Consider the following 23,785-nt stretch of genomic DNA (forward strand, 5'->3'; position numbering starts at 1 on the left):
ACGTCGTATGTTCGGTTGTGCTGGTTCGAGTATGGCCGTCAAAGCCGAGCCTGCGTCGCTGCCTGCTCGGCGTCAAGATTTTCCAACGCTTCGCGCATCACATCGTCGTCGAGCTCCCGTGCGTCCCGCGCGGCGATGAGAGCGCGCCGCTGTTCAGTCTGCACCCGGTGTCGCAGCTGATTCAGCGCTGCTCCGAACTTGGCGTTGCGAGCGGAACGTTCCTGCGCCTCTTCTTCTTGTTCTGCTTCTTCGGTGGCGGCACGCGCCGACGTCCAGCGTTTCATGATCTGGGTCATAGCCTCGGTTTGGGCCTTGGTGAGTTTGGCCGGCGGGTGCTGCCTCAGCTCGTCCAGCGTCGCTATCGCAGCGTCCGAGCTGATCTTCCGCGCGAGGTGACGCTGGTCGGCGAGCCACGTGGCATCGGCCGCGCTGTCGACGCCGAGGCGACGGATAAGTATCGGCAGCGTGAGGCCTTGGATCAGCAAGGTGCCGACCGCCACGACGAACGCGACAGCCAGAATCACCCCGCGGCCAGGGAACTCCTCCGACCCGGCGGCGAGCGGCACACCACCGGCGGCCGCAAGCGTGACGACGCCACGCATCCCGGTCCACGAGACGATGACGTCGCGCCGCCAGTCGATCGGCCGCGGTGGTCGCCTGAGGATTCTCGACACAGCCCACTGCGCGCCCCGGACCGCAACGATCGTGAGCGGTCGGATGGCAATGACGATCGCCAGGATGACCAGCGCCCACGCGAAGACGTGGTGGGTCGGCAGTCCCTCGCGCTGCTCGTCGTCGATGACGAACTTCAGCTGCAGACCCATATACGCGAAAACGAAGGTCTCCAGCAGCAGACTGACCGTATTCCAGACCTGGCGTTCCGAGATACGGGTGCCGACCGATGCGTCGGTCGCGTTGTGGCCCATGGCGAAACCTGCCATGACGACGGCGAGCACACCCGAGCCGTTGATCTCTTCGGCAGCCAGGTAGGCAGCGAACGGGAGGACAAGACCGAGCACGGTTTCCAGCGACGGATCGTCGATGCGAGACCGCGCGAACCGGACGAGCGTCGACAGTACGAAGCCGACCGCGAGTCCGATCGCCGAGCTGTAGACGAAGAACAAGCCTGGCGCAGCTGCCAGTCCTTTGGTACCCGTGACGATCGCGACAAATACGGTGAACAGCGTCAGCGCCGCGGCGTCGTTCACGAGACTTTCACCGGTCAGCACCGTCATCGTCCGACGAGGCAACCCGAGCTTCTGCCCGACCGCCGCAGCGGTGACGGCGTCGGGCGGTGCGACGACCGCGCCGAGTACAAGGGCCGCGCCGAGCGTGAGCTCGGGGATGAGCCAGGCCGCCGAATAGCCGACCGCAAGCGCCGTGATCACAACCATGCCGATGCCGAGCGAGAGTATCGACCGCACGTTGCGCAGAAAGCTGAAGAGCGAAAACTTCAACGCCGTCGAGTACAGCAGCGGCGGCAGCACGACACCGAGAATGACCTCGGGTGCCAACTCGAGCCGATGCAAACCCGGTATGAACGACGCCGCCGACCCGACGGCAACAAGAACCAACGGCGCCTGCAGGTTTCGGCGTTCGGCAAGACCGGCGACGATCACCGCGACGACGATGACGATCAGTAGTTCGGCTCCGCGCATCTGACGATTATCAAATGCGACTAGGCCGTGTCTCTCATTCTTCGAGACTCAGCCAGACATTTCTTATGATCGCTCCGCAAGCTACGCGCCTAAGCGTAGACGGAGTCCAATCCGACCTCTGGATTTGCGAGGAGTTCCGGATCGACCGGGCGCCCCGAGGCGACGAGCGCCTTCACCGCGTCCGTGACGTCCCAGATGTTGACGTTCATGCCCGCCTTGACGGTGTTGTCCGCACCGAGCCAGAACGCGACGAACTCCCGTTTCGCCGTGTCGCCGCGCACCACGACCTGCGCGTAATCGGTTGCGTGGCCGACGTATTCCATGCCGAGGTCGTATTGGTCGGTGTAGAAGTAGGGCAGGTTCTCGTAGGTCGCCGACTTGCAGAGCATCGTCGCTGCCGCAACGGCGGGTTGGTTGAGTGCGTTCGCCCAGTGTTCGACGCGGATGCGGTGATGTAGCACCGGGTGGTCCTGCTCCGCGATGTCGCCGACGGCAACGATGTCGGGGTCGCTCGTTGTCATCGACGCGTCGACGAGTACCCCGCTGTCGGTGTCCAACCCTGCGGCGTCGGCGATCTCGATATTCGGCGCTGCACCGACCGCGACGAGGACGGCGTCTGCGTCGATCGTCGTGCCATCGCCGAGTCGCAGACCCGTCGCGGTGCCGTCGGAGTCGGTGATCGCTTCGACCTTCGCCCCGAAGCGGAAGTCGACGCCGTGCTCGCGGTGCAGGTCCGCGAACACCGCTCCCATCTCGGAGCCGAGTGCGGCGAGCAGTGGTAGTTCGGCGGCTTCGACGATGGTGACGTCCACGCCCTTCTCGCGGGCATTGGCTGCGATCTCGAGTCCGATCCAGCCTGCGCCGACGACGGCGAGACGTCCGCCATGTGCGAGCACGTCGACGAGCGCATCGGATTCTTCGACGGTCCGCAGGTAGTGGACGCCGACCGCATCGGAGCCGGGAATCGGTGGCCGGCGCGAGCGGGAACCGGTCGCGAGTGCAAGTTTGTCGTAGGAGATCGTCGAACCGTCTGGCAGCGAGACCGTCTTGGCGGATCGGTCGATCGCGGTCACCTCGGTGCCGAGCCGCAGATCGATGTGATGATCGCGGTACCACTGCCTCGTGAGGACCGTGAAACCGTCGAGCGACTTCTTGCCGGTTATGTGCTCTTTGGACAGCGGCGGACGCTCGTAGGGGAGGTGGTCCTCCTGGCTGAGCAGGATCACTGTTCCTGCAAAGTCCTTGTCTCGCAAAGCTTCCGCAAGCTTCGCTCCGGCGAGTCCGCCGCCGACGATGACGAAGGTTGGCTGTGTGCTCATCGGTGCCTCCAGGGTAGGGCGCTACGCGCCTCGTGAGTCTTTTCGGCGGGCCGGCCCACCGAAAAGACGCACGAGCGGCTTGCCGCCTCAACGCTACGCGGGAAGAGAATCGTTGGGTGTGGTGTTGCGCCCTGTGGGTAGACCTAATTGCCGGCACGGCACATCGATACGACGCACAAGGGAGTCACGCGTGAGCGAGGACGTCAAGACGAACGGAAAAGACACAGCAGACTTCTGGTTCGATCCGCTGTGTCCATGGTGCTGGATCACGTCGCGCTGGATTCTCGAGGTCGAGAAGGTCCGCGACATCGAGGCGAACTTCCACGTCATGAGCCTGGCCGTGCTCAACGAAAACCGCGACCTACCCGACAACTACCGCGAGATGATGAATCAGGGTTGGGGTCCGGTGCGCGTTGCGATCGCAGCCGCCGAAGCCCACGGTGACGAGGTGCTGCTCCCGCTGTACACGGCGATGGGCGAGCGAATCCACCAGCGTAAGGACGAATACGAGCGCGATACCCGAGCGGAGTCGCTTGCGGCGGTGGTCGCGGATTCGCTCGCCGAGGTCGGGCTGCCTGCCGAACTCGCCGATGCAGCAACGTCGACCGATTACGACGACGCGCTTCGCAAGAGTCACCACGCAGGCATGGATGCCGTCGGCGACGACGTCGGCACACCGACGATCCACGTCAACGGAGTCGCGTTCTTCGGACCGGTTCTTTCGCGGATCCCGCGCGGCGAGGACGCCGGGCGCGTCTGGGACGGCGCTGTCGCCCTCGCCTCGTACCCGCACTTCTTCGAACTGAAGCGCACGCGGCACGAGGATCCTGTATTCGGCTGAGTCGCTTCGTTTGGGCTACAACGTCTTCGGTGGTGCTGTCGGATACGGCGTAGGTGGGGGCAGCGCCGTCGGAGGGGTCGGGAGTCGGTCCGCGGTCGGCCGGAAGAACAACTTTCCGTGCCGGCTGCGATCGCGAAGGGCGGCTGCCCGCCACGTCAGGACCGGGTGGCTCGCGAGAATGTTGACCAGCCACACGAAGAATCCGCGTTCGGTCATCGAGCGGTCGGCGAGTTCGTCGAATCCGACCCGGCCGACCAGATATTTGCCTGCGCCGAGCACCCCCATCACGCCAGGCGCTCCTTGGGGGCGTACGCAGAAGCCGTGGTTGTCGGCCGTGTATTCCATCGACCGCGAGAGTGACGACCCGACGACCGGGATGTAGTTCGACGCGAACATTCCGAGTTGCCGCCAATAGGAGGCGTGCCCGGCCGCTATATGGCCGACTTCGTGTCCGATGATGAAGGCGAGCGCGTCGGGTTGTCTTGCCTCGCCGCCAACTTCGAACAGATCGCTGTAGACCACGACGAATCGCCGGAAGCCGTGGCCGGACGCGAAAGCGTTGATCTGGCCGTTGCCGAGCACGACGTAGGCATCGGGCGCAGTCTTCATACCCAGCCTGGCCGCGGCCTCGGCGACGAGCGCATACCCCTCGGGGAACTGCGTCGGCGTCATCCGAATCCCGTTGACGCGCTGGGTCGCATAGTTCTGTCCACGTAGTACGTAGAGGAGAATCGGCGCGACCAGCAGCACCGCCGCGATGTCGGAGACCTGGCCGGAAATCAGCATCGCGACCGAGACGCCATACGCGACAACGGTGATCACGATCGCAAGCACGAGCAGCGGGATCTCCCAGTTGTGCCTGATCGGCCGTCCGTACGGTGACAGACCTCGCGGTGGTAGTTCGACGGGCGGCGGACCCCACGTCTGCTGCGGAGCGAGTTGCTCGGGTGGATACATGGCGAAAACTGTATTGATCGACCGCGTCGCTGGCAGCCCGAAACGCCGGATCCGCTACCTACGTCGGTCGGCCGCGGATCACGCCTGACACAATCTCCAGTCATGCGCGTATACCTGGGTGCCGACCACGCCGGCTTCGAATTCAAGAACACGATCGCGGCTCATCTCACCGCCGCCGGACACGAGGTCGTCGACTGCGGCGCCTACACCTACGACGCGGTCGACGACTATCCGCCGTTCTGCATCGACGCTGCGCGCCGCACGGTCGCAGACGAAGGCAGCCTCGGCATCGTCCTCGGCGGCAGCGGCAACGGCGAGCAGATCGCAGCCAACAAGGTCCTCGGTGCGCGATGTGCGTTGGCGTGGAGCGTCGAAACGGCGAAACTTGCTCGCCAGCACAACAAAGCGCAACTGATCGGCATCGGCGGTCGTATGCACACCGAGGAAGAGATGCTGGCGATCGTCGACGCCTTCATCGCCGAGCCATGGTCGGGCGAGGAGCGCCATCAGCGCCGCATCGACCAGTTGCTCGAATGGGAGAAGACCGGCGTCCTTCCTGCGAAGCCGGAACACTGATCGCGATTTCTGTGCTGGGGACGACGGTGCGCGGTGCCTGAGGGGCATACGCTGCACCGTCTTGCCCGGTTGCATCAACGTCGGTTCGCGCGCTCGGAGATCAGGGTGTCGAGCCCGCAGGGCAAGTTCGCCGAAGGTGCGGCACTCGTCGACGGACGCACCTTCGTCAAAGCCGAGGCCTGGGGCAAACACCTTCTGCATCATTACGATTCGGGTCTCGTAGTCCACATACATCTCGGTCTCTACGGCAAATTCACTGATTCCGCGATGCCGATGGGACCACCCGTCGGCCAGGTGCGGATGCGTATGGTCGGCGCCGATTTCGGAACGGATCTACGCGGACCGACAGCGTGCGAAGTGCTGCAGAAGGCCGAATTGAAAGCGATCGCAGATCGACTCGGACCGGATCCGCTGCGTCGTGGTGAAGATCCCGATCGAGCTTGGGTGCGGCTGCATCGTTCGCGCCGTCCGATCGGCGCATTGCTGATGGATCAGTCGGTCGTGGCCGGTATCGGCAACGTCTATCGCGCGGAACTGCTGTTCCGACACAACCTTTCACCCATGCTGCCCGGTGAGTTGATCTCCCGCGATGTGTGGGACGACATGTGGACCGACCTCGTCGCGCTGATGAAGGTCGGGGTCCGGCGGGGCAAGATCATCACGATCCGACCCGAGGACGACCACGGCGAAACGTACGGCAAGGATCGCCCGCGGTCCTACGTGTACCGGCGCGCGGGTCTACCCTGCCGCATCTGTTCGACACCGATCGCGCATTCGGTACTGGAAGGCCGCAACCTGTTCTGGTGCCCCACCTGCCAGCCTGAGTAGGTCCCGGTCGAGTGTTGTCAATTGCCGCCACCTCCACCGCAACCTCCGCTGCCACCGGAATCGCTCCCGCCGTCGAACCAGGAATGGCCGCTGGAATCGCCTTCGTTGGACCCTCCGCTGGCCCCGCTCCCGCGGGCCAATTCGCGGTCGTACGAACGTCTGTTCCGGACGAAGACGTAGATGACTCTGGCACTGACCAGCACCAGGAAAACCATCCAGATACTCAACAGAATGTCCCAGATATCCATCGCCGACCTCCTAGGGCGCTCCGCGCCTCGTGACTCTTTTCGGCGGTCGGGCGCGCCGAAACGACTCACGAGTCGAAGCCCTGATCATGCCCGATTCAAGGTGTTGTCGCGCGCGGAAGTTGCACCGCAACTCGCGGAAGACAGAAGCCGACGAGTGGACCCATCAGCAGCGCAACGACGACCGTTCCGATGCCGACGGTCCCGCCGAGCATCCAGCCGACGACTGCGACGACTACTTCGATGCCGGTCCGGACAACCGCGATCGGTTGCTTGGTGATCCGCGTCAGACCCGTCATGATTCCGTCGCGCGGGCCCGAGCCGAACTGGGCGCCGAGGTACAGAGCATCGAAGAATGCGATGGCAACAAGTCCGCCGCCGAGGTAGCAGGCCTGCAGTAGCAGCGTCTCGGGAACAGGAAGCACGAATCCCGCTGCGTCAGCGGCAAACCCGACGATCGCGACATTCAGCACGGTGCCGAGGCCAGGCAATTCCCGCATCGGGATCCAGGCGACGAGGACGAGCAGAGCAATGAGGTTGGTCGCCCACCCGTACGAGCTCGGGACGTGGAGCGATGTCCCGGTCCTGCCCATCAGCGACTGTCGGATCGGCTGATGTTGCTTGTGCTGGACGGCCGGCTCGTCCTTGGAGCGACCGTCCCGAGTGAACGCGATCTGGCCGCAGCACTCGGAGTCAGTAGGACAACGGTCGGCACGGCGTATCGCACGCTGGTCGAGGAGGGCTACCTGGCGACCAGGGAACGAGCACGGGCGACCGTTCGCCTTCCCGACGACGACAAGCACGTGCCGACGCCGAGAAGGACGCCGACGGCGATCGACCTGTCGTTCGCCGCTCCACAGGCACCCGGCGAGATATTGCACGCGGCGTTCGTCTCGGCTTTGGAGAAGCTCCCGCGTCACTACGAGCGACACGGGTACGACCGCTACGGAATCGAAGAACTTCGCGATGCGGTAGTGCGCTGGTACGAGCGGCGGGGACTGCCGACCTCCCGCGACAGCATCCTCGTCACAAGCGGAGCTCAGCATGCGCTGGCCCTGCTGGCGCGAACCATGCTCGCGCCGCGCGATCGGGTAGTGATCGACCACCCGACCTATCCGCACGTCATTACGACACTCGTGGCGCAGCAGGTCCGACTCGTCCCGGTCGGTCTGACGGCTGTCGGTTGGGACGTCGAGCAACTGCAGACAGCGGGAAAGTCCGCGAAACTCGCCTACTTGATTCCCGACTTCCACAACCCGACAGGTCTATGTATGTCGAGGGCGGTCCGGCAGCAACTCGAGCTTGCCTGTCCGACGATCGTGGACGAGACGATGGTGGACATATGCCTCGATGGCGCTCCGCCCGTGCCGTTCGCGCTGGCACAACCCGACGCCATCAGCATCGGGTCGGTCTCCAAAGCGTTTGGGGAGGGCTGCGGATCGGCTGGATCCGGGCGTCCCGGCGCTTCTGGAGCGGGTCGTCCAACGTCGTCCCGTCCTGGATCTGGGAACACCGGTGGTCGAGCAGCTCGCGACCGCGATCCTCTTGGATGGCGGATCCACGAATCGGCCCGCAGCCATCGATCGGCTGCGGGAGCAACGCGACACCCTCGTCCGCGCGCTGGGTGACGCAATGCCGCACCTCCACAGTCGACCTCCAGCAGGCGGGGTGTCCCTGTGGGTCGGGTTCCCTACGCAGATCAGCTCACGACTGGCTGCGACCGCGCCCGATCACGGGTTGACGCTCGCCGCCGGACCTCGTTTCGGTGTCGGCGGTGCCTTCGAGCGCCACCTGAGGCTGCCGTTCACACTGCCTGCCGATCGACTGGTCGAGGCCGTCGGCAGGCTCGCGCGGACCGAAATCGCCGTCACGGCCGGCGCCACCGGGCGGCATCCGCCGAACGAAATCGCGTGAGGGGCGCCACCCCTGTCGTGAGTCTTTTCGGTGGTCGGGCCCTCCGAAAGGACGCACGAGGCGCGGAGCGCCGGTGGTGATTTGCGTCACTCGATGGGTACGGCTGATCCGACGCCGAACCGAAGATTCCCCTGAAACGACGAACGCTCGCCCCCGCATTGGGAGGCGAGCGTTTGTGCTGGTGGAGCCGGTGACGAGAATCGAACTCGCGTAGCCTGTTTGGAAGACAGGGGCTCTACCATTGAGCTACACCGGCCTAGCGGAGCAGCTTAATAGCTTCAGAGAAAATCTGAGGCCTACCATTGAGCTGCGTCCGCAGGCATACGACATCGGATGGGATCGCCACCGGAGATGTCGTGTGCGTTGAGACTGTACCGAACACCGCTTTGGAATCGGTAATCGGGTAACCGTAGGATTACGTCCTGGCTCTCCACGGAGTCTGGTTCGACGGGCGCGCTGTTCGCTGAATCAGGTGAGGTGTGGAGTTGAACGGGGTGTAGCGCAGCTTGGTAGCGCATCCGCTTTGGGAGCGGAGGGCCGCAGGTTCAAATCCTGTCACCCCGACCAGCAAGACCGCGTGCTGTTCTGCAGCCGCACGATCGACTCGCCTGACCGGGCGGCACAAGAGCGAACGTATCCAGAAGACGATTGCTAGGAAACGATTTAAGGAGTTATTTCGGTGAAGAGCACCGTCGAGCAGCTGAGCCCGACGCGAGTACGGATCAACGTTGAGGTGCCCTTCGAGGAACTCAAGGGCGATTTCGACCGCGCATACAAGTCGCTCGCACAGCAGATCCGGATTCCGGGTTTCCGTCCTGGCAAGGCTCCGGCCAAGCTCATCGAGGCACGCGTCGGTCGCGGCGCGATTCTCGAGCAGGTCGTCAACGACGCATTGCCTGGTAAGTACAGCGAAGCTGTCACTACCGCAGCGGTGAAGGTGATCGGCCAGCCCGACATCGAAATCACCAAGATCGACGACGGCCAGCAGCTGGAGTTCACGGCCGAGGTCGACATTCGTCCGGAGATCGCACTGCCCGACTATTCGACGATCAGCGTCACCGTCGATCCGATCGAAATCAAAGACGAAGACATCGACGAGCAGCTGCAGTCGCTGCGCGCACGCTTCGGCACGCTCGCTGGTGCCAACCGTCCCGCGCAGGACGGCGATTTCGTCTCCATCGACCTGTCGGCAACCGTCGACGGCAAGAACGTCGAAGAGGCCAGCGCGACCGGGCTTTCGCACGAAGTTGGCTCCGGTGAACTGATCGAGGGCCTCGACGAGGCCATCATCGGCCTGTCGGTCGGCGAGTCGAAGGAATTCACCTCGACCCTCGTCGCAGGTGACTTCGCCAACCAGGAGGCCGTCGTCACGGTTACGGTCGGCACCGTCAAGGAGCGCGAGCTGCCCGAGGCCGACGACGAGTTCGCCCAGCTGGCGAGCGAGTTCGACACCCTCGACGAGCTGAAGGCAGACCTGCGTGAGCGCGTCGGTCGCGTCCGCAAGGTCGAGCAGGCCGGCGCGATCCGCGACAAGGTCCTGGAAAGCCTGCTGGAGACCATCGAAATTCCGGTGCCGGACGCCGTCGTCAAGGCCGAGGTCGACGCCGCCATCCACGACGCAGTGCACGGACTCGACCACGACGAGGACAAGTTCGCCGAGCTGCTGGAGTCGCAGGGCAGCAGCCGCGAAGAGTTCGAAGCCGACGCGCAGAAGTCGGCCGAGCGCTCGGTGAAGATCCAGCTTCTGCTCGACTCGATCGCCGAGGCTGAGAACACGCAGGTCGGCCAGGAAGAGCTGACCGAGCGGATTATCTTCCAGGCGCAGCGTTACGGAATTGCTCCCGAGCAGTTCATCCAGCAGATCCAGGAAGCGAACCAGCTCGGTGCGATCTTCGCCGACATCCGTCGCGGCAAGGCGCTCGCGAGCATCGTCGACCGCGTCAGCGTGAGCGATACCGAAGGCAATTCGATCAACACTGCCGAGCTGTTCGGCAGCGAGTCGGGCGAAACGATCGACTACGACGACGACATCGAGGTCATCGAAGCCGACGACGTCGACGCACTCGAAGCACCAGCGTCCGACGACGAGAAGTAAGTAGCGGAGTTTTCCGCTTATAGCGAAGAAGGGCGGCGCCGGGACTCCGGTGCCGCCCTCCTTCGTTAGTGTTTGTGTCAGCGAAGTCAATGCAAGGGAGAAAGCAGGTAACCGTGACACCGCATAACGAGTTTGCACGCATCGATGGGGCCAGTGGTAGCGCGTCGAATGGGGGTGCATTGATCGGTGCACCGACGATGCGGTCGGCAACGTCAGGCCTGAATCTGAGCGACTCGGTCTTCGAGCGGCTGTTGCACGAGCGCATCATCTTCCTTGGCACTCAGGTCGACGACGATATCGCCAACAAGATCTGCGCACAGATCCTGCTGCTGACGGCCGAAGACCCGACCAGGGACATCTCGCTCTACATCAACTCACCCGGTGGCTCGGTCACCGCGGGTATGGCGATCTTCGACACCATGCAGTTCGCCGAATGCGACGTCGCGACCTACGGCATGGGTTTGGCAGCGTCGATGGGTCAGTTCCTGCTGACCGCCGGTGCGAAGGGCAAGCGTTACGCGCTGCCGCACGCGCGGATCATGATGCATCAGCCGTCCGCGGGTATCGGCGGTACCGCTGCCGACATCGCGATCATGGCCGAGCAGTTCGTGCAGACCAAGCGTGAGATGAACGAACTCAATGCACTGCACACCGGCAAGTCCGTCGAGCAGGTCACCGCCGACGCCGATCGCGACCGCTGGTTCACAGCCGCCGAGGCGCTCGAATACGGCTTCGTCGACCACGTCGTCTCCCGCGCCCAGCAGGCCGGCGGCACGGGCAAGTAGCCCGCCCTTTCGCCGTTCACCCACAGACCTTTTTGGAGAGAAGATGGCCGAATTGTTCATCCCGCGCCTGCCAGGCTCCGCGGCACCCCAGGGTCCGCAGTCGCGCTACATCCTGCCCCAGTTCACCGAGCAGACGACCTACGGCGTCAAGACGTCCGACCCGTACAACAAGCTGTTCGAGGAGCGCATCATCTTCCTCGGATCGCAGGTCGACGATGTGTCCGCCAACGACCTGATGGCTCAGTTGCTCGTGCTCGAGTCGCAGGATCCCGATCGCGACATCACGATGTACATCAACTCGCCCGGTGGTTCGTTCACCGCGCTGATGGCGATCTACGACACGATGCAGTACGTCCGTGCCGACGTCGTGACCGTGTGCCTCGGTCAGGCGGCCTCGGCTGCCGCCGTGCTCCTTGCTGCGGGAACGCCGGGCAAGCGCGCTGCGCTGCCGAACGCTCGCGTGCTGATCCACCAGCCGTCCGTCGAGGGTGGCATCCAGGGTCAGGTTTCCGATCTGGAGATTCAGGCAGCGGAGATCGAACGTATGCGTCGTCTGATGGAAACCACGCTTGCTCGCCACACCGGTAAGGATGCGGACGTCATCCGCAAGGACACCGATCGCGACAAGATTCTGACGGCCGAAGGTGCAAAGGAATACGGCATCATCGATACCGTGTTCGATTACCGGAAGCTCAGCGCGCAAAAGTAATTGGTGAATCGCTCATCGGCGACACGCCGGTGTGATCGATTTGCGGGAGAACCGCGCATTCGCAAGCAACGCTTGGGCACCGATCAGGTGCCGCTCGGCACCGAGAGATCGAATCGAAAGTTCGGGTCGTGCGGTATCGGAACGAAATGCGGGAGGTGAGCGACGAAATGCGCGGTTCTCTGTGTGAATCACCCGTAAGAAGTCGACCACATTCCCGAATCGCGGGTACGGTCACATCATGGCCCACCGCTCCTAGATTGTCGGACCGATTCGATCGTCCACAATCGGGAGCGACGGTCGCACGCGGAGAAGGAAGTAGGGACCTGAAAGATGGCGCGCATCGGTGACGGCGGCGATCTGCTGAAGTGCTCGTTCTGTGGAAAGAGCCAGAAGCAGGTCAAGAAGCTCATTGCGGGTCCTGGTGTGTACATCTGCGATGAGTGCATCGACCTCTGCAACGAGATCATCGAAGAGGAACTGGCCGAGTCGAGCGAGGTCAAGCTCGACGAGCTGCCGAAGCCGATGGAGATCCGGGACTTCCTGGAGAACTACGTCATCGGTCAGGACACCGCCAAGCGGACCCTCGCAGTTGCGGTCTACAACCACTACAAGCGAATCCAGGCCGGCGACAAAGCCCGTGACGCACGCGGCGAGGTTGTCGAGCTCGCGAAGTCCAACATTCTGATGCTCGGCCCGACAGGTTGCGGCAAGACCTACCTCGCGCAGACGCTGGCGAAGATGCTCAACGTCCCGTTCGCGATTGCCGATGCCACCGCGCTGACCGAAGCCGGCTACGTCGGCGAAGACGTCGAGAACATTCTCCTCAAGCTGATCCAGGCCGCGGATTACGACGTCAAGCGCGCCGAAACCGGAATCATCTATATCGACGAGGTCGACAAGATCGCTCGCAAGAGCGAAAACCCGTCGATCACGCGTGACGTGTCCGGCGAAGGTGTGCAGCAGGCATTGCTGAAGATCCTCGAAGGCACGCAGGCAAGCGTTCCGCCGCAGGGTGGTCGCAAGCATCCGCATCAGGAGTTCATCCAGATCGACACGACCAACGTGTTGTTCATCGTGGCTGGTGCCTTCGCAGGCCTCGAGAAGATCGTCTCCGATCGGGTCGGCAAGCGTGGTATCGGTTTCGGTGCCGAGGTGCACTCGAAGGCCGACATCGACACCCAGGATCATTTCGCCGACGTCATGCCTGAAGACCTGATCAAGTTCGGCCTGATTCCCGAGTTCATCGGCCGCCTCCCCGTCGTCGCTTCGGTGACGAACCTGGACAAGGCGTCGCTGGTCAAGATCCTGTCCGAGCCGAAGAACGCGCTGGTGAAGCAGTACACCCGCCTGTTCGAGATGGACGGCGTCGAACTGGAATTCACCGACGACGCATTGGAAGCGATCGCAGATCAGGGCATCCTGCGCGGCACAGGCGCTCGTGGCCTCCGCGCGATCATGGAAGAAGTCCTGCTCCCGGTGATGTACGACATTCCGAGCCGCGACGACGTCGCGAAGGTGGTCGTGACCGGCGAGACCGTCGTCGACAACGTCCTGCCGACCATCGTCCCGCGCAAGCGTGAGCGGCCGGAGCGTCGCGAGAAGAGCGCATAACGCAAGGCGCGCAGCACAACTCGTCGAAGCGCGGTCGGAGGTCCGATGACCTTCGGCCGCGCTTTGTTGTGTCGGGCGTTACTTGCCGCGCTTGTGCTTACCGGTCGGTAGTACTGTCCGATGGTGGCAAAGGACACGACCGACAGTCGCTCGCGGTTGCTGGACGCGGCGATGAGCGAGTTCGCATCGTGTGGTGTCGCCGGCGCTCGCATCGATCGAATCGCGGCACAGGCAGGTTGCAGCAAGGGTCTGATCTACACCTACTGGGGTAGCAAGGAAGCCCTTTTCGACGCGGTCCTCGACCAGTTCGTCGATGCCACGTTCACCGACATCACTTTGGATCCAATCGACCTCGGCGAGTACGCGGGCCGCCTTTACGACTCGGGCGCGGCGAATCCGGACATCGTCCGACTCGTGACCTGGTACCGGTTGGAGCGCACGAACAGCGACGTTGCCCCTCCCGAGGCGGTCGCTGCGCTGGAATCACACATCGCAACAGTGCGCGACGCGCAACTTGCCGGCCACGTCACCGACCGGTTGGACCCGCTGCAACTGGTGCTGCTTGCACGCCACATCGCGGCTGTCTGGTCTGTGCAGGGGCCTGAGGTTCTGAACTTCACCGAGTCGGTGTTCCGACGCCGGACCGTTGTCGACGCGGTTCGGCGGCTCGCCGCACCCTGATAGCTGCGAGTCCTGGCGCTCGTAACGCACAATTCACGACCGCGCCGGTTGAAGTCACATTTGTCGGGTTCACTCACCGGTGACGGTGATTCACCGCATCAAACGGCACGCGCATGCGCGCCCTCGTCCGCGAAGGTGAACAAATATGGATCCATTAGCTGCAGCCAATACCGCTTGGATGTTGGCCGCCACCGCTGCTGTTGCCCTGATGATTCCGGGCCTCGCGCTCTTCTACGGCGGCATGGTGAGCGTCCGCAACACCCTCAACATGGCAATGATGACGTTCGGCGCATTCGCCGTCGTCGGCGTCCTGTGGGTGCTGTTCGGCTACTCCGTCGGCTTCGGCGATTCGGTCGGTGGAGCCGGTCTGATCGGCGACCCGTTCGAGTATCTCGGGTTGGGCAAGTTGCTGACCGCCTCGGACCCGGCCGCATTGCCACCTGCGCTGTTCGCGGTGTTCCAGCTGTTGTTCGCGGCAATCACGGTCGCGCTCATCTCGGGAGCTTTCGCTGACAGGATGAAGTTCGCAGGTTGGATGGTCTTCGCGGGAATCTGGGCCACGCTCGTCTACTTCCCGGTCGCGCACTGGGTGTTCGCATTCAACTCTGCCGACGGATCCGTTACGGGTGGCTGGATCGCCAACAAGCTCAAGGCGATCGACTTCGCCGGTGGCACCGCGGTCCACATCAACGCGGGCATCGCGGCGTTGGCCGTGCTGTTCGTCCTCGGTAAGCGGCACGCGTTCCCGCATCCGCACCGCCCGCACAATCTTCCGCTGACGATGCTCGGTGCCGGCCTGCTGTACTTCGGCTGGTTCGGCTTCAACGGCGGTTCGGCATTGGCTGCGTCCAACAGCGCATCGGTCGTCGTCCTCAACACTGTTGCCGCGACGTGCGCGGGTGTCTGTGGCTGGCTGGTTATGGAACGCATCAAGGCCGGTCACGCTACGTCGCTCGGTGCAGCATCCGGCATGATCGCCGCACTCGTCGCGATCACACCCGCCTGTGGTGCGGTATCTCCGATCGGTGCACTGATCATCGGTGCCGCTGCCGGTGTCGTCTGCTGTGCAGCGGTGTCGCTCAAGTACAAGCTGGGATACGACGACGCACTCGATGTTGTCGGCATCCACCTCGTCGGCGGTGTCCTCGGCACGCTCCTGATCGGCCTGCTGGCGACCGACGAAGCTCCCAACGCCGTTGCCGGATTGTTCTACGGCGGTGGGTTCGGTCAGCTCGGTAGGCAGACGGTCGCGGTGCTTGCCGTGCTCGCCTACACCTTCATCGTCACCTTCATCATCGCGAAGGTGCTCGACATGACGATGGGTCTGCGAGTCGATGCAGAAACCGAGTCCGGCGGCTTGGACTCGGCGATCCACGGTGAGACCGCCTACGTTCTCGAGGCGCTGGAACTTGCCAGAATGAGCGGCTCCGAAGCCGAGGTCAGTGCTGCTGCGGAAGCACTCGCTGCGGATGCGGTCGAGTCCAAGGCCTGACAACCGATCGAGAACACGTGACGCCGGGACCGCAAGGTTCCGGCGTCACGTGTGTTCGTCATTCCTCGTGCAGGTCCGGATACGCGCTAGCCGCAAGGAAGCGGAGCGGCAGACGCACGAGTTCGCTCGGTCCGGGTCCTTCGGTAGTTGAACCCCGGTCGGATTGTCGTGACGCGCGTCTATTCGCGCCCCGACGACACCCAGGACGCCACGGCGGACCGCTCTCCGCTCACCAGCCCTGCTATCGAATCCAGCTCGGCAACCTGCGCTGCCGAAAGGTCGACCACCAGCGAGGAAACGTTCTCGTCGATCCGATGCTGTTTGCGCGTCCCAGGTATCGACACAACGGGCAAACCGAAGTCGCTGCCCTTGTGCCGCAGCCACGCCAGGCTGACCTGCGCGGCCGTGGCGCCGACCGCGTCCGCGACCGTCTGAATGGCCGCGACAGCCGCACGATTGGTGTCGATGCTGCCGTCGTCGAATCTCGGAAAGTGGTTGCGGATGTCGTTGCTGCTGATCGTGTCCGCGGTGACCGTTCCGGTGAGAAATCCCCGCCCGAGTGGCGCATACGGAACGAAGCCGACGCCGAGTTCGGCAGCTGCGGGAACGACGTTCGATTCGACGTCTCGACTCCAAATGCTCCATTCCGATTGCACGGCGGCAATCGGATGGACCGCCACCGCGCGGCGCAATTCGGCCGCGGTGACCTCGGACAGGCCGAGATGGCGGACCTTCCCCTCGGTCACGAGCTCGGCCATGGCCGCGACTGTGTCTTCGATCGGTGTGTTCGGATCGAGTCGGTGCAGGTAGTACAGGTCGACCGTGTCGGTACCGAGACGCTGCAGACTTTCGTCGATGCATTGCCGAACATAATCTCGGTCGCCGCGTACTCCGCGATCGCCGGCCGCAGGATTGCCGGTGATGCCGAACTTGGTTGCGAGTTGCACCTCGGCACGACGATCGCGGAGAACAGCGGCGATGAGTTGCTCGTTCGAACCGCCGCCGTACACGTTGGCCGTGTCGATGAATGTCACGCCGACATCGATCGCGTGGTGCAGCGTCGCCAGCGCGTCGGCGGGTTCGACGGCACCGTAGACGGGCGTCAATGCCATGCCACCGAATCCGAGTTGGCTTGTCGTCAGATTGTCGCCGAGAGTGATGGGGGAAGCAGTCATGACTCCAAAGTAGGCCGCCCGACCGAAGTCTGTTTGAGTCGATCGCTTCGGCAGTAGACGTTCATCGTCTCGCCACGGAGAAACCCGACGAGTGTCAGTCCGTTGTCCGCCGCGAGATCCACTGCGAGCGACGACGGCGCCGACACTGCGCCGAGCATCGGTATGCCTGCCATCACGGCCTTCTGTACGAGTTCGAAGGAAGCTCTGCCGCTGACGATCAATACGCAGTCGCTCATGGGCACGCGGCCTTCGGCGATGCCCCAGCCGATCACCTTGTCGACCGCGTTGTGGCGGCCGACGTCCTCGCGGACGACGAGCAGGGCGCCGTCGGCGCTGAACAAACCAGCCGCATGCAGGCCGCCCGTCGCGTCGAACGTTCGCTGGTTCTTACGAAGTGTCTGCGTCATCGACGCCAGAATCCCGGCCTCGACGGCAAGTTCCGTCTGCGCGATATCGAATCGCGACGTCGCCGCGACGTCGGCGAGCGATTCCTTACCGCACACTCCGCACGCGCTCGATGTCATGACGTGCCTGTGCCCCAACGCATCCGGCCGTGCGGTCGCGGCGAGTGTCACGTCGAGAACGTTGTAGGTATTGACACCGTCTTCGTCCGCACCGGCGCAGTAGCGAACAGCGACCACATCGCCCGCGTCAGCGATCACACCCTCGCTGAGGAGAAATCCGTGCACCAGGTCGATGTCGTTGCCCGGGGTCCGCATCGTCACGTTCACCGGCGTGCCCGCAATCCGCAGCTCGAGCGGCTCCTCGACAGCGAGTGTGTCCGGTCGGCGGACGGACCCTGTTGCGGTGATCCGCAGAACCTGGCGACGTGAGGTGATGCGGCCCATCAGTCCGCCCGTTCGAGCCGGACTGTAATCGCCTTGGATACCGGCGTATTCGATTTGTCCGCAACATGATCCAGTGGGATCAGCGGATTCGTCTCTGGATAGTAGGCCGCGGCGTTGCCGCGCGGAGTGCTGTAGGCGACGATCCGGAAACCGTCGACGCGACGTTCCTCGACGCGGCCCTCGGTCGGCCATTCGGAGACGATGTTCACCAGATCGCCGTCGCTGAACCCGAGTTCGGCGATGTCGGCTGCGTTGACGAAGACGACCTGCCTGCCGTTCTTCACGCCGCGGTATCTGTCGTCGAGACCGTAGATCGTCGTGTTGTACTGATCGTGGCTGCGCATCGTCTGCAGTACGAGGCGTCCCGGCGGGGTAGGCACCCAGGCCAGTTCGTTGACTGCAAAATTGGCTTTGCCTGTGGCTGTGACGAATTCACGTGAATCGCGGGGCGGGTGCGGTAGCTGGAAGCCGTTGCGCTCGCGGACACGTGTGTTGTAGTCGGAGCAGCCGGGGATCACTCTGGAGATCGCGTCGCGAATCAGGTCGTAGTCTTTTTCGAACTCCGACCACCGAACCTGGTGGTCGGGTCCGAACAGTTCGGTCGCCAGTTGGCACACGATCGCGACCTCGCTGCGAAGGTCCGAGCTGACCGGTGCCAACCTGCCGGTGGACAGGTGGACCATCGACATCGAATCCTCGACGGAGACATGCTGTTTGGTGCCGTCCTGCAGATCGAGGTCGGAACGGCCGAGCGTGGGCAGGATCAATGCGACTTCGCCGGGGACTACGTGACTTCGGTTGAGCTTCGTCGAGACCTGCACGGTCAGAGCACAATTGCGCAACGCTGCCTCGGTCACGTCGGTATCCGGCGTTGCGGAGACGAAATTGCCGCCCATGGCCATGAATATCTTCGCCGTCCCGTCGCGCATCGCGCGGATCGAATCGACTGTGTCCAAACCGTGTTCGCGCGGACTGGACATCGCGAATTCGGCATCGAGTGCGTCGAGGAAGGAGTCCGGCATCCGCTCGAAGATGCCCATCGTGCGGTCGCCCTGCACGTTCGAGTGTCCTCGTACCGGGCACACGCCTGCGCCGGGTTTGCCCATCATGCCGCGAAGCAGCAGCAGGTTGGTCGCCTCTTCGATGGTCGCGACAGCGTGCCGCTGCTGCGTCAATCCCATTGCCCAACAGGTGATGGTGCGCTCCGAGGCGATGAGTGCTGCAGCGGTCTCGTCGAGCTGAGTCCGGGTCAAACCGGTTGCCTCGAGCACGGCGTCGAGGTCGACCGCACGCATGTGCGCTTCGTATTCGGCGAAACCGGCGCAGTGTGCGTCGACGAAGGCCCTGTCGACCACGGTCCCCGGCGCGCGATCCTCGGCCTCGAAGAGCAACCTGCCGAGCCCTTGGAACAGGGCCATGTCGCCACCGATGCGGATCTGCAGGAACTCGTCCGCGATCTCGGTGCCGCCACGCAGTAGGCCACTGAGGCGCTGGGGGTCCTTGAAGCCCTTCAGGCCCGCCTCGGGAAGCGGATTGATGGCAATTATTTTGGCGCCGTTGCGCTTTGCCGTTTCCAAGGTCGACAGCATGCGCGGGTGGTTGGTACCCGGATTCTGGCCGGCGATGAGGATCAGGTCCGCCTTGGTCAAGTCGTCGATGGACACCGACCCCTTGCCGATGCCGATCGCTGCGGTCAGGGCGGTGCCGGACGATTCGTGACACATGTTGGAGCAGTCGGGCAGATTGTTGGTACCGAAACTGCGGACCAGCAACTGATAGAGGAACGCGGTTTCGTTGCTTGTTCGTCCCGAGGTGTAGAAGATCGCTTCGTCGGGGGAGGACAGCGCGCGCAATCCATCGGCGATCAGCCGGTAGGCGTCGCGCCACGAAATCGGTTGATAGTGCGTGGCATTCGGCGTGAGCACCATCGGGTGGGTCAGGCGCCCCTGCTGGCCGAGCCAGAAGCCGGACTTGGTCGCCAGTTCCGCGACCGAGTGCTCGGCAAAGAACTCCGGTGTGACGGTCCGCAGCGTCGCTTCCTCTGCGACCGCCTTGGCGCCGTTCTCGCAGAATTCGGCGGGACGCCGATGGCCGAGCGGTTCGGGCCATGCGCAGCCTGGGCAATCGAATCCGTCGTGATGGTTGAGGCGAGCGAGCGACCTCGACGTGCGCAGCAGACCCATCTGTTCGAGGCTGCGCCGCATCGAGACGGCGACGGCGGTGAGCCCGGCCGCCTTGTTCTTCGGCGACGTGACCGCAAGCGCGGACTCGTCGATGTCGCTGGTCGGTCCCGTGCGGGTCATTGCTCCATAGTGCCTCTTTGCTCGGACGCCTCCAACCCAGGGCAAGGGCAAATCTAGAACAAGTTCTAGTTCGTCCCGTATGATCTGCGGCAAGGACGTGGAGAGGAAGAGAAGTATGACTGTGGCGGTGACGGGTGCGAGCGGATATCTCGGCGTCAACCTGGTCAGACAGCTGGTGGCCGATGGCGAGTCGGTCCGCGCGTTGGATGTAGCCCGCTCGCCGCACTTTCCGTCCGGTGTGGAGTTCCGAAAGGCGAACGTGCTCGACCCGGAGTCGATCCGGAGTGCTCTGACGGGTGTCGACACCGTGTACCACCTCGTCGCGAAGATCACCCTGTCCGAACAAGACGAGATCGCCTGGCGGCTCAACGTCGACGGTGCGCGAAACACCGCCGAAGCTGCGTTGGCGGCAGGTGTCCGGCGCTACGTGCACTGCAGTTCCATACATGCCTTCGACCAGTACCGATGCCAGGAAATCGACGAGACGAGCCCGCGGTCCGAGGATGGGAAGATCCCTGTATACGACCGCTCGAAGTGGGCGGGGGAGCAGCAGGTCCAAGAGGTCGTCAAAGCCGGCCTCGACGCCGTGATCTGCAATCCGACGGGCGTGTACGGCCCGACCGATTTCGGCATGGCCGGCCTGTCGAGGATCAACGGCCTGATTGCGATGGCCATCCGCGGCCGGATGCCGTTCACGCTGGAGGGCGGCTTCGATCTCGTGGACGTCCGCGATGTCGCAACCGGCCTCGTCGCCGCTGCCGACCGCGGACGAACCGGTGAGAACTACCTGCTGGCAGGCGAATTCTGCGTGATGGCCGACGTGTTTCGGCGGGCCGCCAGGAAGGCGGGACGAAGCGGACGTATCGCGGCCGTTCCGCTGCGCGCGGTGCTACCGATGATCCCGATCGCGGAACGAATCGGTAAGCGATTCGGATCGGATCTGATCAGCGCAGGCTCTTTGGCGGCGCTCGTGGCGAGCCCGCGGATCGACAACGCCAAAGCAGTCACCGAACTCGGCTACCGAGCGCGTACGTCGACGCAGACGGTCGACGATCTGGTCGAGTTCCTGCAGTTCGCGCGCACGCAGAGGCAGCGCGCGTGACCGTGGCGGTGACCCCCGACGACCTACTCGAGTTCGTCGAGCGTTCGCCGCTTGCCGTCGCCGCGCACGACAAGGCCGCGTGGCTCGCGCTCTTCGCTCCCCGCCATGTCGTCGAGGATCCGGTAGGTGGGCGCCCGGTCGTCGGCGGTCTGTACGACCGCCGCGGCGGCAGTCGTGGCCCCCACGCGCTGTCGCGATTCTGGGACACCTACATCGCGCCGCGGTCCATCCGTTTCCGCTACGACGGACCCGATATCGTCCGCGGTCTCGATGTCGTTCGAAATGTCACGATCGAGATCACCGACACCGCGGGTGTCGTGCTCGAGACGCCGGCCTATCTGCTGTACGAACTGACGACCGACAGTGGTCCGCTGCGGATCGGACGACTCGCCGCACACTGGGAGGTCGGGCCTGTCGTTGCACAGCTCGCGGGGTTCGATCGTGCACACACCCGATCGATCGCGCAGACCAATATTCGCCTACTGAAGTACCAGGGCCTCGGCGGCGCTTTCGCGTTCGGGCGAGCCATGCGCAGCGTCGGAAATTCCGGTAAAGCCGCTGTAGCCGAACTTGTTTCGCAGGCACAGGCGGGTTCCGACGACGCGGTGCAACTGTTCGGCGGGGCGGTCGTCGGGAACCTCACGAAGGTGATCGCATCGGGCGATGTCGTCGTCTCGACATGTGTTGGGGGCGAAGTGCCCGCGGTGTTGTTCTGCTATCTGGATCGACGCAGCGGAACCGTGGTCGGAACCGACCTTTTCACCGCACCGGAGGGTGTCGGACTGCCTCGGTAGCCTGTTGCCATGACTATCGTGCGCCCGACACAGAAGTCGGACATCGCAGAAGTGTCCAGAACCCTCGCGCGGGCGTTCTTCGACGACCCGGTTATGACGTTTATGCTGCCCGACGACGCCAAGCGTGAGAAGGGGCTCGCGAGGTTGTTCGGCGCGATCGCGCGCTACCAGTACCTGTCACAGGGTGGCTGTGAAGTAGCAACCGGTGCCGACGGTGCAATCGGTGGAGCGACCCTGTGGGCGCCGCCCGGCGGCTGGAAGTCGTCCGGTTGGACGGAACTGCGTTCGGTGCCCGCGATGATCATGGCTTTCGGAAGTCGAATACAGCTCGGCGGCGAGGTCAACGAGACGATGAAGGCAAACCATCCGGAAGAGCCGCATTGGTATCTGTCGGTTATCGGCACCGATCCGTCTGTGCGCGGTGGCGGCTTCGGCCACAGCCTGATGACGTCACGTCTGAATCGATGCGACGCCGAGCACGCACCGGCCTATCTGGAATCGAGTAAGCCCGACAACGTGCCGTACTACGAGCGATTCGGTTTCGAGGTCACCCGCGAGGTCGTGCTCCCCAAGGGCGGTCCCACCCTCTGGGCGATGTGGCGTAATCCGCGCTAGCGCTGCAACTCACCCGCTTGCGGTTCGGATCGACCTGGACGCGTTCGTGTAGTCGGCCGCTTCGTGCACCGCTTCGAAGCGACCGACCGATCACGAGTTGAGTCAGAGAATTCCGCCGAGCAGGCCGAGGAGACCTCCGAGCAGGCCACCGCCGCCACTTTCACCGCCGCCGCCGCTGCCCGAGCTACCGGTTCCGAACAATCCGCTGAGCAGTTCCGTTGATCCCATGACATCTCCTCCGTATTCGATTGAACCTGAGCTGGCGACCAAGGTTTCGGTGTCTCAGGTGTCACGATTTTATTACGAAGAGGTCTCGAAGCGCGTGATTATTGCGAAATCTTTATCTGAAATGTCTTGCTAATGTGCTCGGCATGGGGATCGGGGACGAATCGTGCGGCGATGGAGTGGGCCCAAGAGCCGTCGTCGATCGACGATGCTCAACGCTTGCTGGGTGTTCAGCGACGTAGCCGCGGGGTCGCAGTCGGTTCGTCGCCAAGCGGCTGACTCGACGTTCGAGAAAAGTCTGCCCGTCGTGCAGATTTAACGTGGCAGGCGGTCTACTATTGCGGAGGAAGGGCGGGGGATTCAGTGACCCTCATCCATTGAATCCTCCACCCTTCTGCCAATTCTCTCGGCCCTTGATCGTTTGCGCATCGTTTGCGCGGCCACTCACGCCGCGACCAAGGTCACCGAACCTCCAGCGCGAGAAGCGCTTTCGTCTACGACAAGCCAGGTGATCGAATCCGGCAGCGAGGCGAGCTGTTCCCGAGTCGTCAAGCCGATGCTGACACGGCGGCCGGACACGACGATCCCGGCCATCGTGGCCGATTCAGCTGGATCGATCGACGCGAGAGCGGCTCCCGTCTTCGCAACCGCCCACATCGCAACGACGGACTCGATCGAAGGCGGCAGCGCCATGACGACGTGGTTGTCGGTCCCTGCGCCCATGTCGACCAGCATTTGGGAAAGAGTGGTCGACCACGCGTCGACCTCGGCGAAGGTGAGGCTGCGATCACCGGAGGAGACAGCGACACCGTGCGGATCGAGTTCCGCGGTCTCGGTGAAATGCTCGGGGCGGTTGCGGATGAACGACGTTCCCACCGGTGAATCGACCAGTACGTACATTGTGACCTCCGTTTGTCCGACTCTGCGGGAGTCGGAGTGCTTGTTTCTCTTGACCGCAAATCTGGTCTATTCCGGAGGTCGGCGACAGCAGCCCGAGTGGTGGTGCTCGCGA

Annotated in this window: 24 protein-coding genes and 2 tRNA genes; 15 read left to right on the forward strand and 11 right to left on the reverse strand. The window is 63.6% G+C overall.

Features of this window, described 5'->3' with window-relative positions; all coding sequences use genetic code 11:
• Positions 1 to 38: 38 nt before the first annotated feature.
• Positions 39 to 1,658 carry a Na+/H+ antiporter gene (locus tag ACHIRB_RS08405; protein WP_395125248.1) on the reverse strand — a complete coding sequence of 540 codons (1,620 nt, stop codon included), beginning with the start codon at positions 1,656 to 1,658 and terminating at the stop codon, positions 39 to 41.
• A gap of 89 nt (positions 1,659 to 1,747) precedes the next feature.
• On the reverse strand, positions 1,748 to 2,977 hold the full coding sequence (locus ACHIRB_RS08410) for an NAD(P)/FAD-dependent oxidoreductase (RefSeq protein ID WP_395125249.1): 1,230 nt from the start codon (positions 2,975 to 2,977) through the stop codon (positions 1,748 to 1,750).
• Between the two features lie 190 nt (positions 2,978 to 3,167).
• Here ACHIRB_RS08410 and ACHIRB_RS08415 point away from each other — a divergent pair, with 190 nt between their 5' ends.
• A complete protein-coding gene (locus ACHIRB_RS08415) occupies positions 3,168 to 3,818 on the forward strand; it encodes a mycothiol-dependent nitroreductase Rv2466c family protein (RefSeq protein ID WP_395116425.1) in 651 nt (216 codons plus the stop codon).
• A gap of 15 nt (positions 3,819 to 3,833) precedes the next feature.
• Here the strand turns inward: ACHIRB_RS08415 and ACHIRB_RS08420 are convergent, their stop codons facing one another.
• Positions 3,834 to 4,775 (reverse strand): M48 family metallopeptidase, encoded by a 942-nt coding sequence (locus ACHIRB_RS08420; RefSeq protein WP_395125250.1) that lies wholly within the window; start codon positions 4,773 to 4,775, stop codon positions 3,834 to 3,836.
• 102 nt (positions 4,776 to 4,877) lie between these two features.
• On the opposite strand from ACHIRB_RS08420, the gene ACHIRB_RS08425 reads away from it, so the two are divergent.
• Positions 4,878 to 5,351, forward strand: coding sequence for a ribose-5-phosphate isomerase (locus ACHIRB_RS08425; RefSeq protein WP_395116429.1), 474 nt, complete (start codon positions 4,878 to 4,880; stop codon positions 5,349 to 5,351).
• Between the two features lie 33 nt (positions 5,352 to 5,384).
• A complete protein-coding gene (locus ACHIRB_RS08430; RefSeq protein ID WP_395125251.1) occupies positions 5,385 to 6,179 on the forward strand; it encodes an Fpg/Nei family DNA glycosylase in 795 nt (264 codons plus the stop codon).
• Between the two features lie 17 nt (positions 6,180 to 6,196).
• Here the strand turns inward: ACHIRB_RS08430 and ACHIRB_RS08435 are convergent, their stop codons facing one another.
• The gene (locus tag ACHIRB_RS08435; RefSeq protein WP_395125252.1) at positions 6,197 to 6,427 is read right to left on the reverse strand and encodes a hypothetical protein; all 231 of its coding nucleotides are present in this window, start codon (positions 6,425 to 6,427) and stop codon (positions 6,197 to 6,199) included.
• A 95-nt stretch (positions 6,428 to 6,522) separates the two neighbouring features.
• Entirely contained in the window at positions 6,523 to 7,017 is a 495-nt protein-coding gene (locus tag ACHIRB_RS08440) for a YczE/YyaS/YitT family protein (protein ID WP_395125253.1), read from the reverse strand.
• Here ACHIRB_RS08440 and ACHIRB_RS08445 point away from each other — a divergent pair.
• On the forward strand, positions 6,991 to 8,052 hold the full coding sequence (locus ACHIRB_RS08445) for an aminotransferase-like domain-containing protein (RefSeq protein WP_395125254.1): 1,062 nt from the start codon (positions 6,991 to 6,993) through the stop codon (positions 8,050 to 8,052). The two genes, ACHIRB_RS08440 and ACHIRB_RS08445, sit on opposite strands and share 27 nt — an antisense overlap.
• A 4-nt stretch (positions 8,053 to 8,056) precedes the next feature.
• On the forward strand, positions 8,057 to 8,338 hold the full coding sequence (locus tag ACHIRB_RS08450; RefSeq protein ID WP_395125255.1) for a hypothetical protein: 282 nt from the start codon (positions 8,057 to 8,059) through the stop codon (positions 8,336 to 8,338).
• A gap of 182 nt (positions 8,339 to 8,520) precedes the next feature.
• Here the strand turns inward: ACHIRB_RS08450 and ACHIRB_RS08455 are convergent.
• Positions 8,521 to 8,594: transfer RNA gene (locus ACHIRB_RS08455), tRNA-Gly, on the reverse strand.
• Between the two features lie 234 nt (positions 8,595 to 8,828).
• Here ACHIRB_RS08455 and ACHIRB_RS08460 point away from each other — a divergent pair.
• The 7 genes from ACHIRB_RS08460 (at position 8,829) to ACHIRB_RS08490 (ending at position 15,711) form a co-directional block, all read left to right on the forward strand.
• A tRNA-Pro gene (locus ACHIRB_RS08460) sits at positions 8,829 to 8,905 on the forward strand.
• Positions 8,906 to 9,017: 112 nt separating this feature from the next.
• A complete protein-coding gene (gene tig, locus ACHIRB_RS08465) occupies positions 9,018 to 10,433 on the forward strand; it encodes a trigger factor (protein ID WP_395125256.1) in 1,416 nt (471 codons plus the stop codon).
• A gap of 197 nt (positions 10,434 to 10,630) precedes the next feature.
• Complete coding sequence (locus tag ACHIRB_RS08470; protein WP_199707986.1) at positions 10,631 to 11,218, forward strand: ATP-dependent Clp protease proteolytic subunit; 588 nt, start codon at positions 10,631 to 10,633, stop codon at positions 11,216 to 11,218.
• A gap of 43 nt (positions 11,219 to 11,261) precedes the next feature.
• Positions 11,262 to 11,927, forward strand: a complete 666-nt coding sequence (locus tag ACHIRB_RS08475; protein ID WP_199707805.1) for an ATP-dependent Clp protease proteolytic subunit — start codon at positions 11,262 to 11,264, stop codon at positions 11,925 to 11,927.
• Positions 11,928 to 12,257: 330 nt separating this feature from the next.
• Positions 12,258 to 13,538 (forward strand): ATP-dependent Clp protease ATP-binding subunit ClpX, encoded by a 1,281-nt coding sequence (gene clpX, locus ACHIRB_RS08480; protein ID WP_395112571.1) that lies wholly within the window; start codon positions 12,258 to 12,260, stop codon positions 13,536 to 13,538.
• Between the two features lie 123 nt (positions 13,539 to 13,661).
• Complete coding sequence (locus tag ACHIRB_RS08485) at positions 13,662 to 14,219, forward strand: TetR/AcrR family transcriptional regulator (RefSeq protein WP_395112572.1); 558 nt, start codon at positions 13,662 to 13,664, stop codon at positions 14,217 to 14,219.
• A 145-nt stretch (positions 14,220 to 14,364) separates the two neighbouring features.
• Positions 14,365 to 15,711, forward strand: coding sequence for an ammonium transporter (locus ACHIRB_RS08490; protein WP_395112573.1), 1,347 nt, complete (start codon positions 14,365 to 14,367; stop codon positions 15,709 to 15,711).
• Positions 15,712 to 15,890: 179 nt separating this feature from the next.
• Here ACHIRB_RS08490 and ACHIRB_RS08495 read toward each other — a convergent pair whose 3' ends face one another.
• Genes ACHIRB_RS08495 through ACHIRB_RS08505 form a run of 3 tightly spaced genes read right to left on the reverse strand, consistent with a single transcriptional unit; the run spans position 15,891 to position 20,037 of the window.
• A complete protein-coding gene (locus ACHIRB_RS08495) occupies positions 15,891 to 16,886 on the reverse strand; it encodes an aldo/keto reductase (RefSeq protein ID WP_395125257.1) in 996 nt (331 codons plus the stop codon).
• The gene (fdhD, locus tag ACHIRB_RS08500) at positions 16,883 to 17,734 is read right to left on the reverse strand and encodes a formate dehydrogenase accessory sulfurtransferase FdhD (RefSeq protein WP_199707797.1); all 852 of its coding nucleotides are present in this window, start codon (positions 17,732 to 17,734) and stop codon (positions 16,883 to 16,885) included. Before fdhD ends, ACHIRB_RS08495 begins: the two co-directional genes overlap by 4 nt.
• Positions 17,734 to 20,037, reverse strand: coding sequence for an FdhF/YdeP family oxidoreductase (locus ACHIRB_RS08505; protein ID WP_395112575.1), 2,304 nt, complete (start codon positions 20,035 to 20,037; stop codon positions 17,734 to 17,736). Before ACHIRB_RS08505 ends, fdhD begins: the two co-directional genes overlap by 1 nt.
• Before the next feature lie 115 nt (positions 20,038 to 20,152).
• Here ACHIRB_RS08505 and ACHIRB_RS08510 point away from each other — a divergent pair, with 115 nt between their 5' ends.
• The 3 genes from ACHIRB_RS08510 to ACHIRB_RS08520 are packed head-to-tail and all read left to right on the forward strand — an operon-like array spanning position 20,153 to position 22,548.
• Positions 20,153 to 21,139 (forward strand): NAD-dependent epimerase/dehydratase family protein, encoded by a 987-nt coding sequence (locus ACHIRB_RS08510; RefSeq protein WP_395125258.1) that lies wholly within the window; start codon positions 20,153 to 20,155, stop codon positions 21,137 to 21,139.
• Complete coding sequence (locus tag ACHIRB_RS08515) at positions 21,136 to 21,933, forward strand: nuclear transport factor 2 family protein (RefSeq protein ID WP_395112577.1); 798 nt, start codon at positions 21,136 to 21,138, stop codon at positions 21,931 to 21,933. The genes ACHIRB_RS08510 and ACHIRB_RS08515 overlap by 4 nt, the downstream gene beginning before the upstream one ends.
• Positions 21,934 to 21,942: 9 nt before the next feature.
• On the forward strand, positions 21,943 to 22,548 hold the full coding sequence (locus ACHIRB_RS08520) for a GNAT family N-acetyltransferase (protein WP_395112578.1): 606 nt from the start codon (positions 21,943 to 21,945) through the stop codon (positions 22,546 to 22,548).
• 102 nt (positions 22,549 to 22,650) lie between these two features.
• On the opposite strand, the gene ACHIRB_RS08525 is transcribed toward ACHIRB_RS08520, so the two are convergent.
• Together ACHIRB_RS08525 and ACHIRB_RS08530 are read right to left on the reverse strand one after the other, a co-directional pair.
• Entirely contained in the window at positions 22,651 to 22,776 is a 126-nt protein-coding gene (locus ACHIRB_RS08525; protein WP_267908475.1) for a hypothetical protein, read from the reverse strand.
• A 441-nt stretch (positions 22,777 to 23,217) separates the two neighbouring features.
• Entirely contained in the window at positions 23,218 to 23,673 is a 456-nt protein-coding gene (locus ACHIRB_RS08530; RefSeq protein WP_395112579.1) for an AMP-binding protein, read from the reverse strand.
• Positions 23,674 to 23,785 lie beyond the last annotated feature (112 nt).

The organism is Antrihabitans spumae (assembly GCF_043944905.1).
GTDB classification, from domain to species: Bacteria; Actinomycetota; Actinomycetes; order Mycobacteriales; family Mycobacteriaceae; genus Antrihabitans; species Antrihabitans spumae.

Bases quoted from the DNA above. Each gene is read 5' to 3' on its own strand.
- ACHIRB_RS08405 (WP_395125248.1), bottom strand. From the start codon at position 1,658: ATGCGCGGAGCCGAACTACTGATCGTCATCGTCGTCGCGGTGATCGTC.
- ACHIRB_RS08410 (WP_395125249.1), bottom strand. From the start codon at position 2,977: ATGAGCACACAGCCAACCTTCGTCATCGTCGGCGGCGGACTCGCCGGA.
- ACHIRB_RS08420 (WP_395125250.1), bottom strand. From the start codon at position 4,775: ATGTATCCACCCGAGCAACTCGCTCCGCAGCAGACGTGGGGTCCGCCG.
- ACHIRB_RS08425 (WP_395116429.1), top strand. From the start codon at position 4,878: ATGCGCGTATACCTGGGTGCCGACCACGCCGGCTTCGAATTCAAGAAC.
- ACHIRB_RS08435 (WP_395125252.1), bottom strand. From the start codon at position 6,427: ATGGATATCTGGGACATTCTGTTGAGTATCTGGATGGTTTTCCTGGTG.
- ACHIRB_RS08440 (WP_395125253.1), bottom strand. From the start codon at position 7,017: ATGGGCAGGACCGGGACATCGCTCCACGTCCCGAGCTCGTACGGGTGG.
- ACHIRB_RS08450 (WP_395125255.1), top strand. From the start codon at position 8,057: ATGCCGCACCTCCACAGTCGACCTCCAGCAGGCGGGGTGTCCCTGTGG.
- ACHIRB_RS08470 (WP_199707986.1), top strand. From the start codon at position 10,631: ATGCGGTCGGCAACGTCAGGCCTGAATCTGAGCGACTCGGTCTTCGAG.
- ACHIRB_RS08475 (WP_199707805.1), top strand. From the start codon at position 11,262: ATGGCCGAATTGTTCATCCCGCGCCTGCCAGGCTCCGCGGCACCCCAG.
- clpX (WP_395112571.1), top strand. From the start codon at position 12,258: ATGGCGCGCATCGGTGACGGCGGCGATCTGCTGAAGTGCTCGTTCTGT.
- ACHIRB_RS08490 (WP_395112573.1), top strand. From the start codon at position 14,365: ATGGATCCATTAGCTGCAGCCAATACCGCTTGGATGTTGGCCGCCACC.
- ACHIRB_RS08495 (WP_395125257.1), bottom strand. From the start codon at position 16,886: ATGACTGCTTCCCCCATCACTCTCGGCGACAATCTGACGACAAGCCAA.
- fdhD (WP_199707797.1), bottom strand. From the start codon at position 17,734: ATGGGCCGCATCACCTCACGTCGCCAGGTTCTGCGGATCACCGCAACA.
- ACHIRB_RS08505 (WP_395112575.1), bottom strand. From the start codon at position 20,037: ATGACCCGCACGGGACCGACCAGCGACATCGACGAGTCCGCGCTTGCG.
- ACHIRB_RS08510 (WP_395125258.1), top strand. From the start codon at position 20,153: ATGACTGTGGCGGTGACGGGTGCGAGCGGATATCTCGGCGTCAACCTG.
- ACHIRB_RS08520 (WP_395112578.1), top strand. From the start codon at position 21,943: ATGACTATCGTGCGCCCGACACAGAAGTCGGACATCGCAGAAGTGTCC.
- ACHIRB_RS08525 (WP_267908475.1), bottom strand. From the start codon at position 22,776: ATGGGATCAACGGAACTGCTCAGCGGATTGTTCGGAACCGGTAGCTCG.
- ACHIRB_RS08530 (WP_395112579.1), bottom strand. From the start codon at position 23,673: ATGTACGTACTGGTCGATTCACCGGTGGGAACGTCGTTCATCCGCAAC.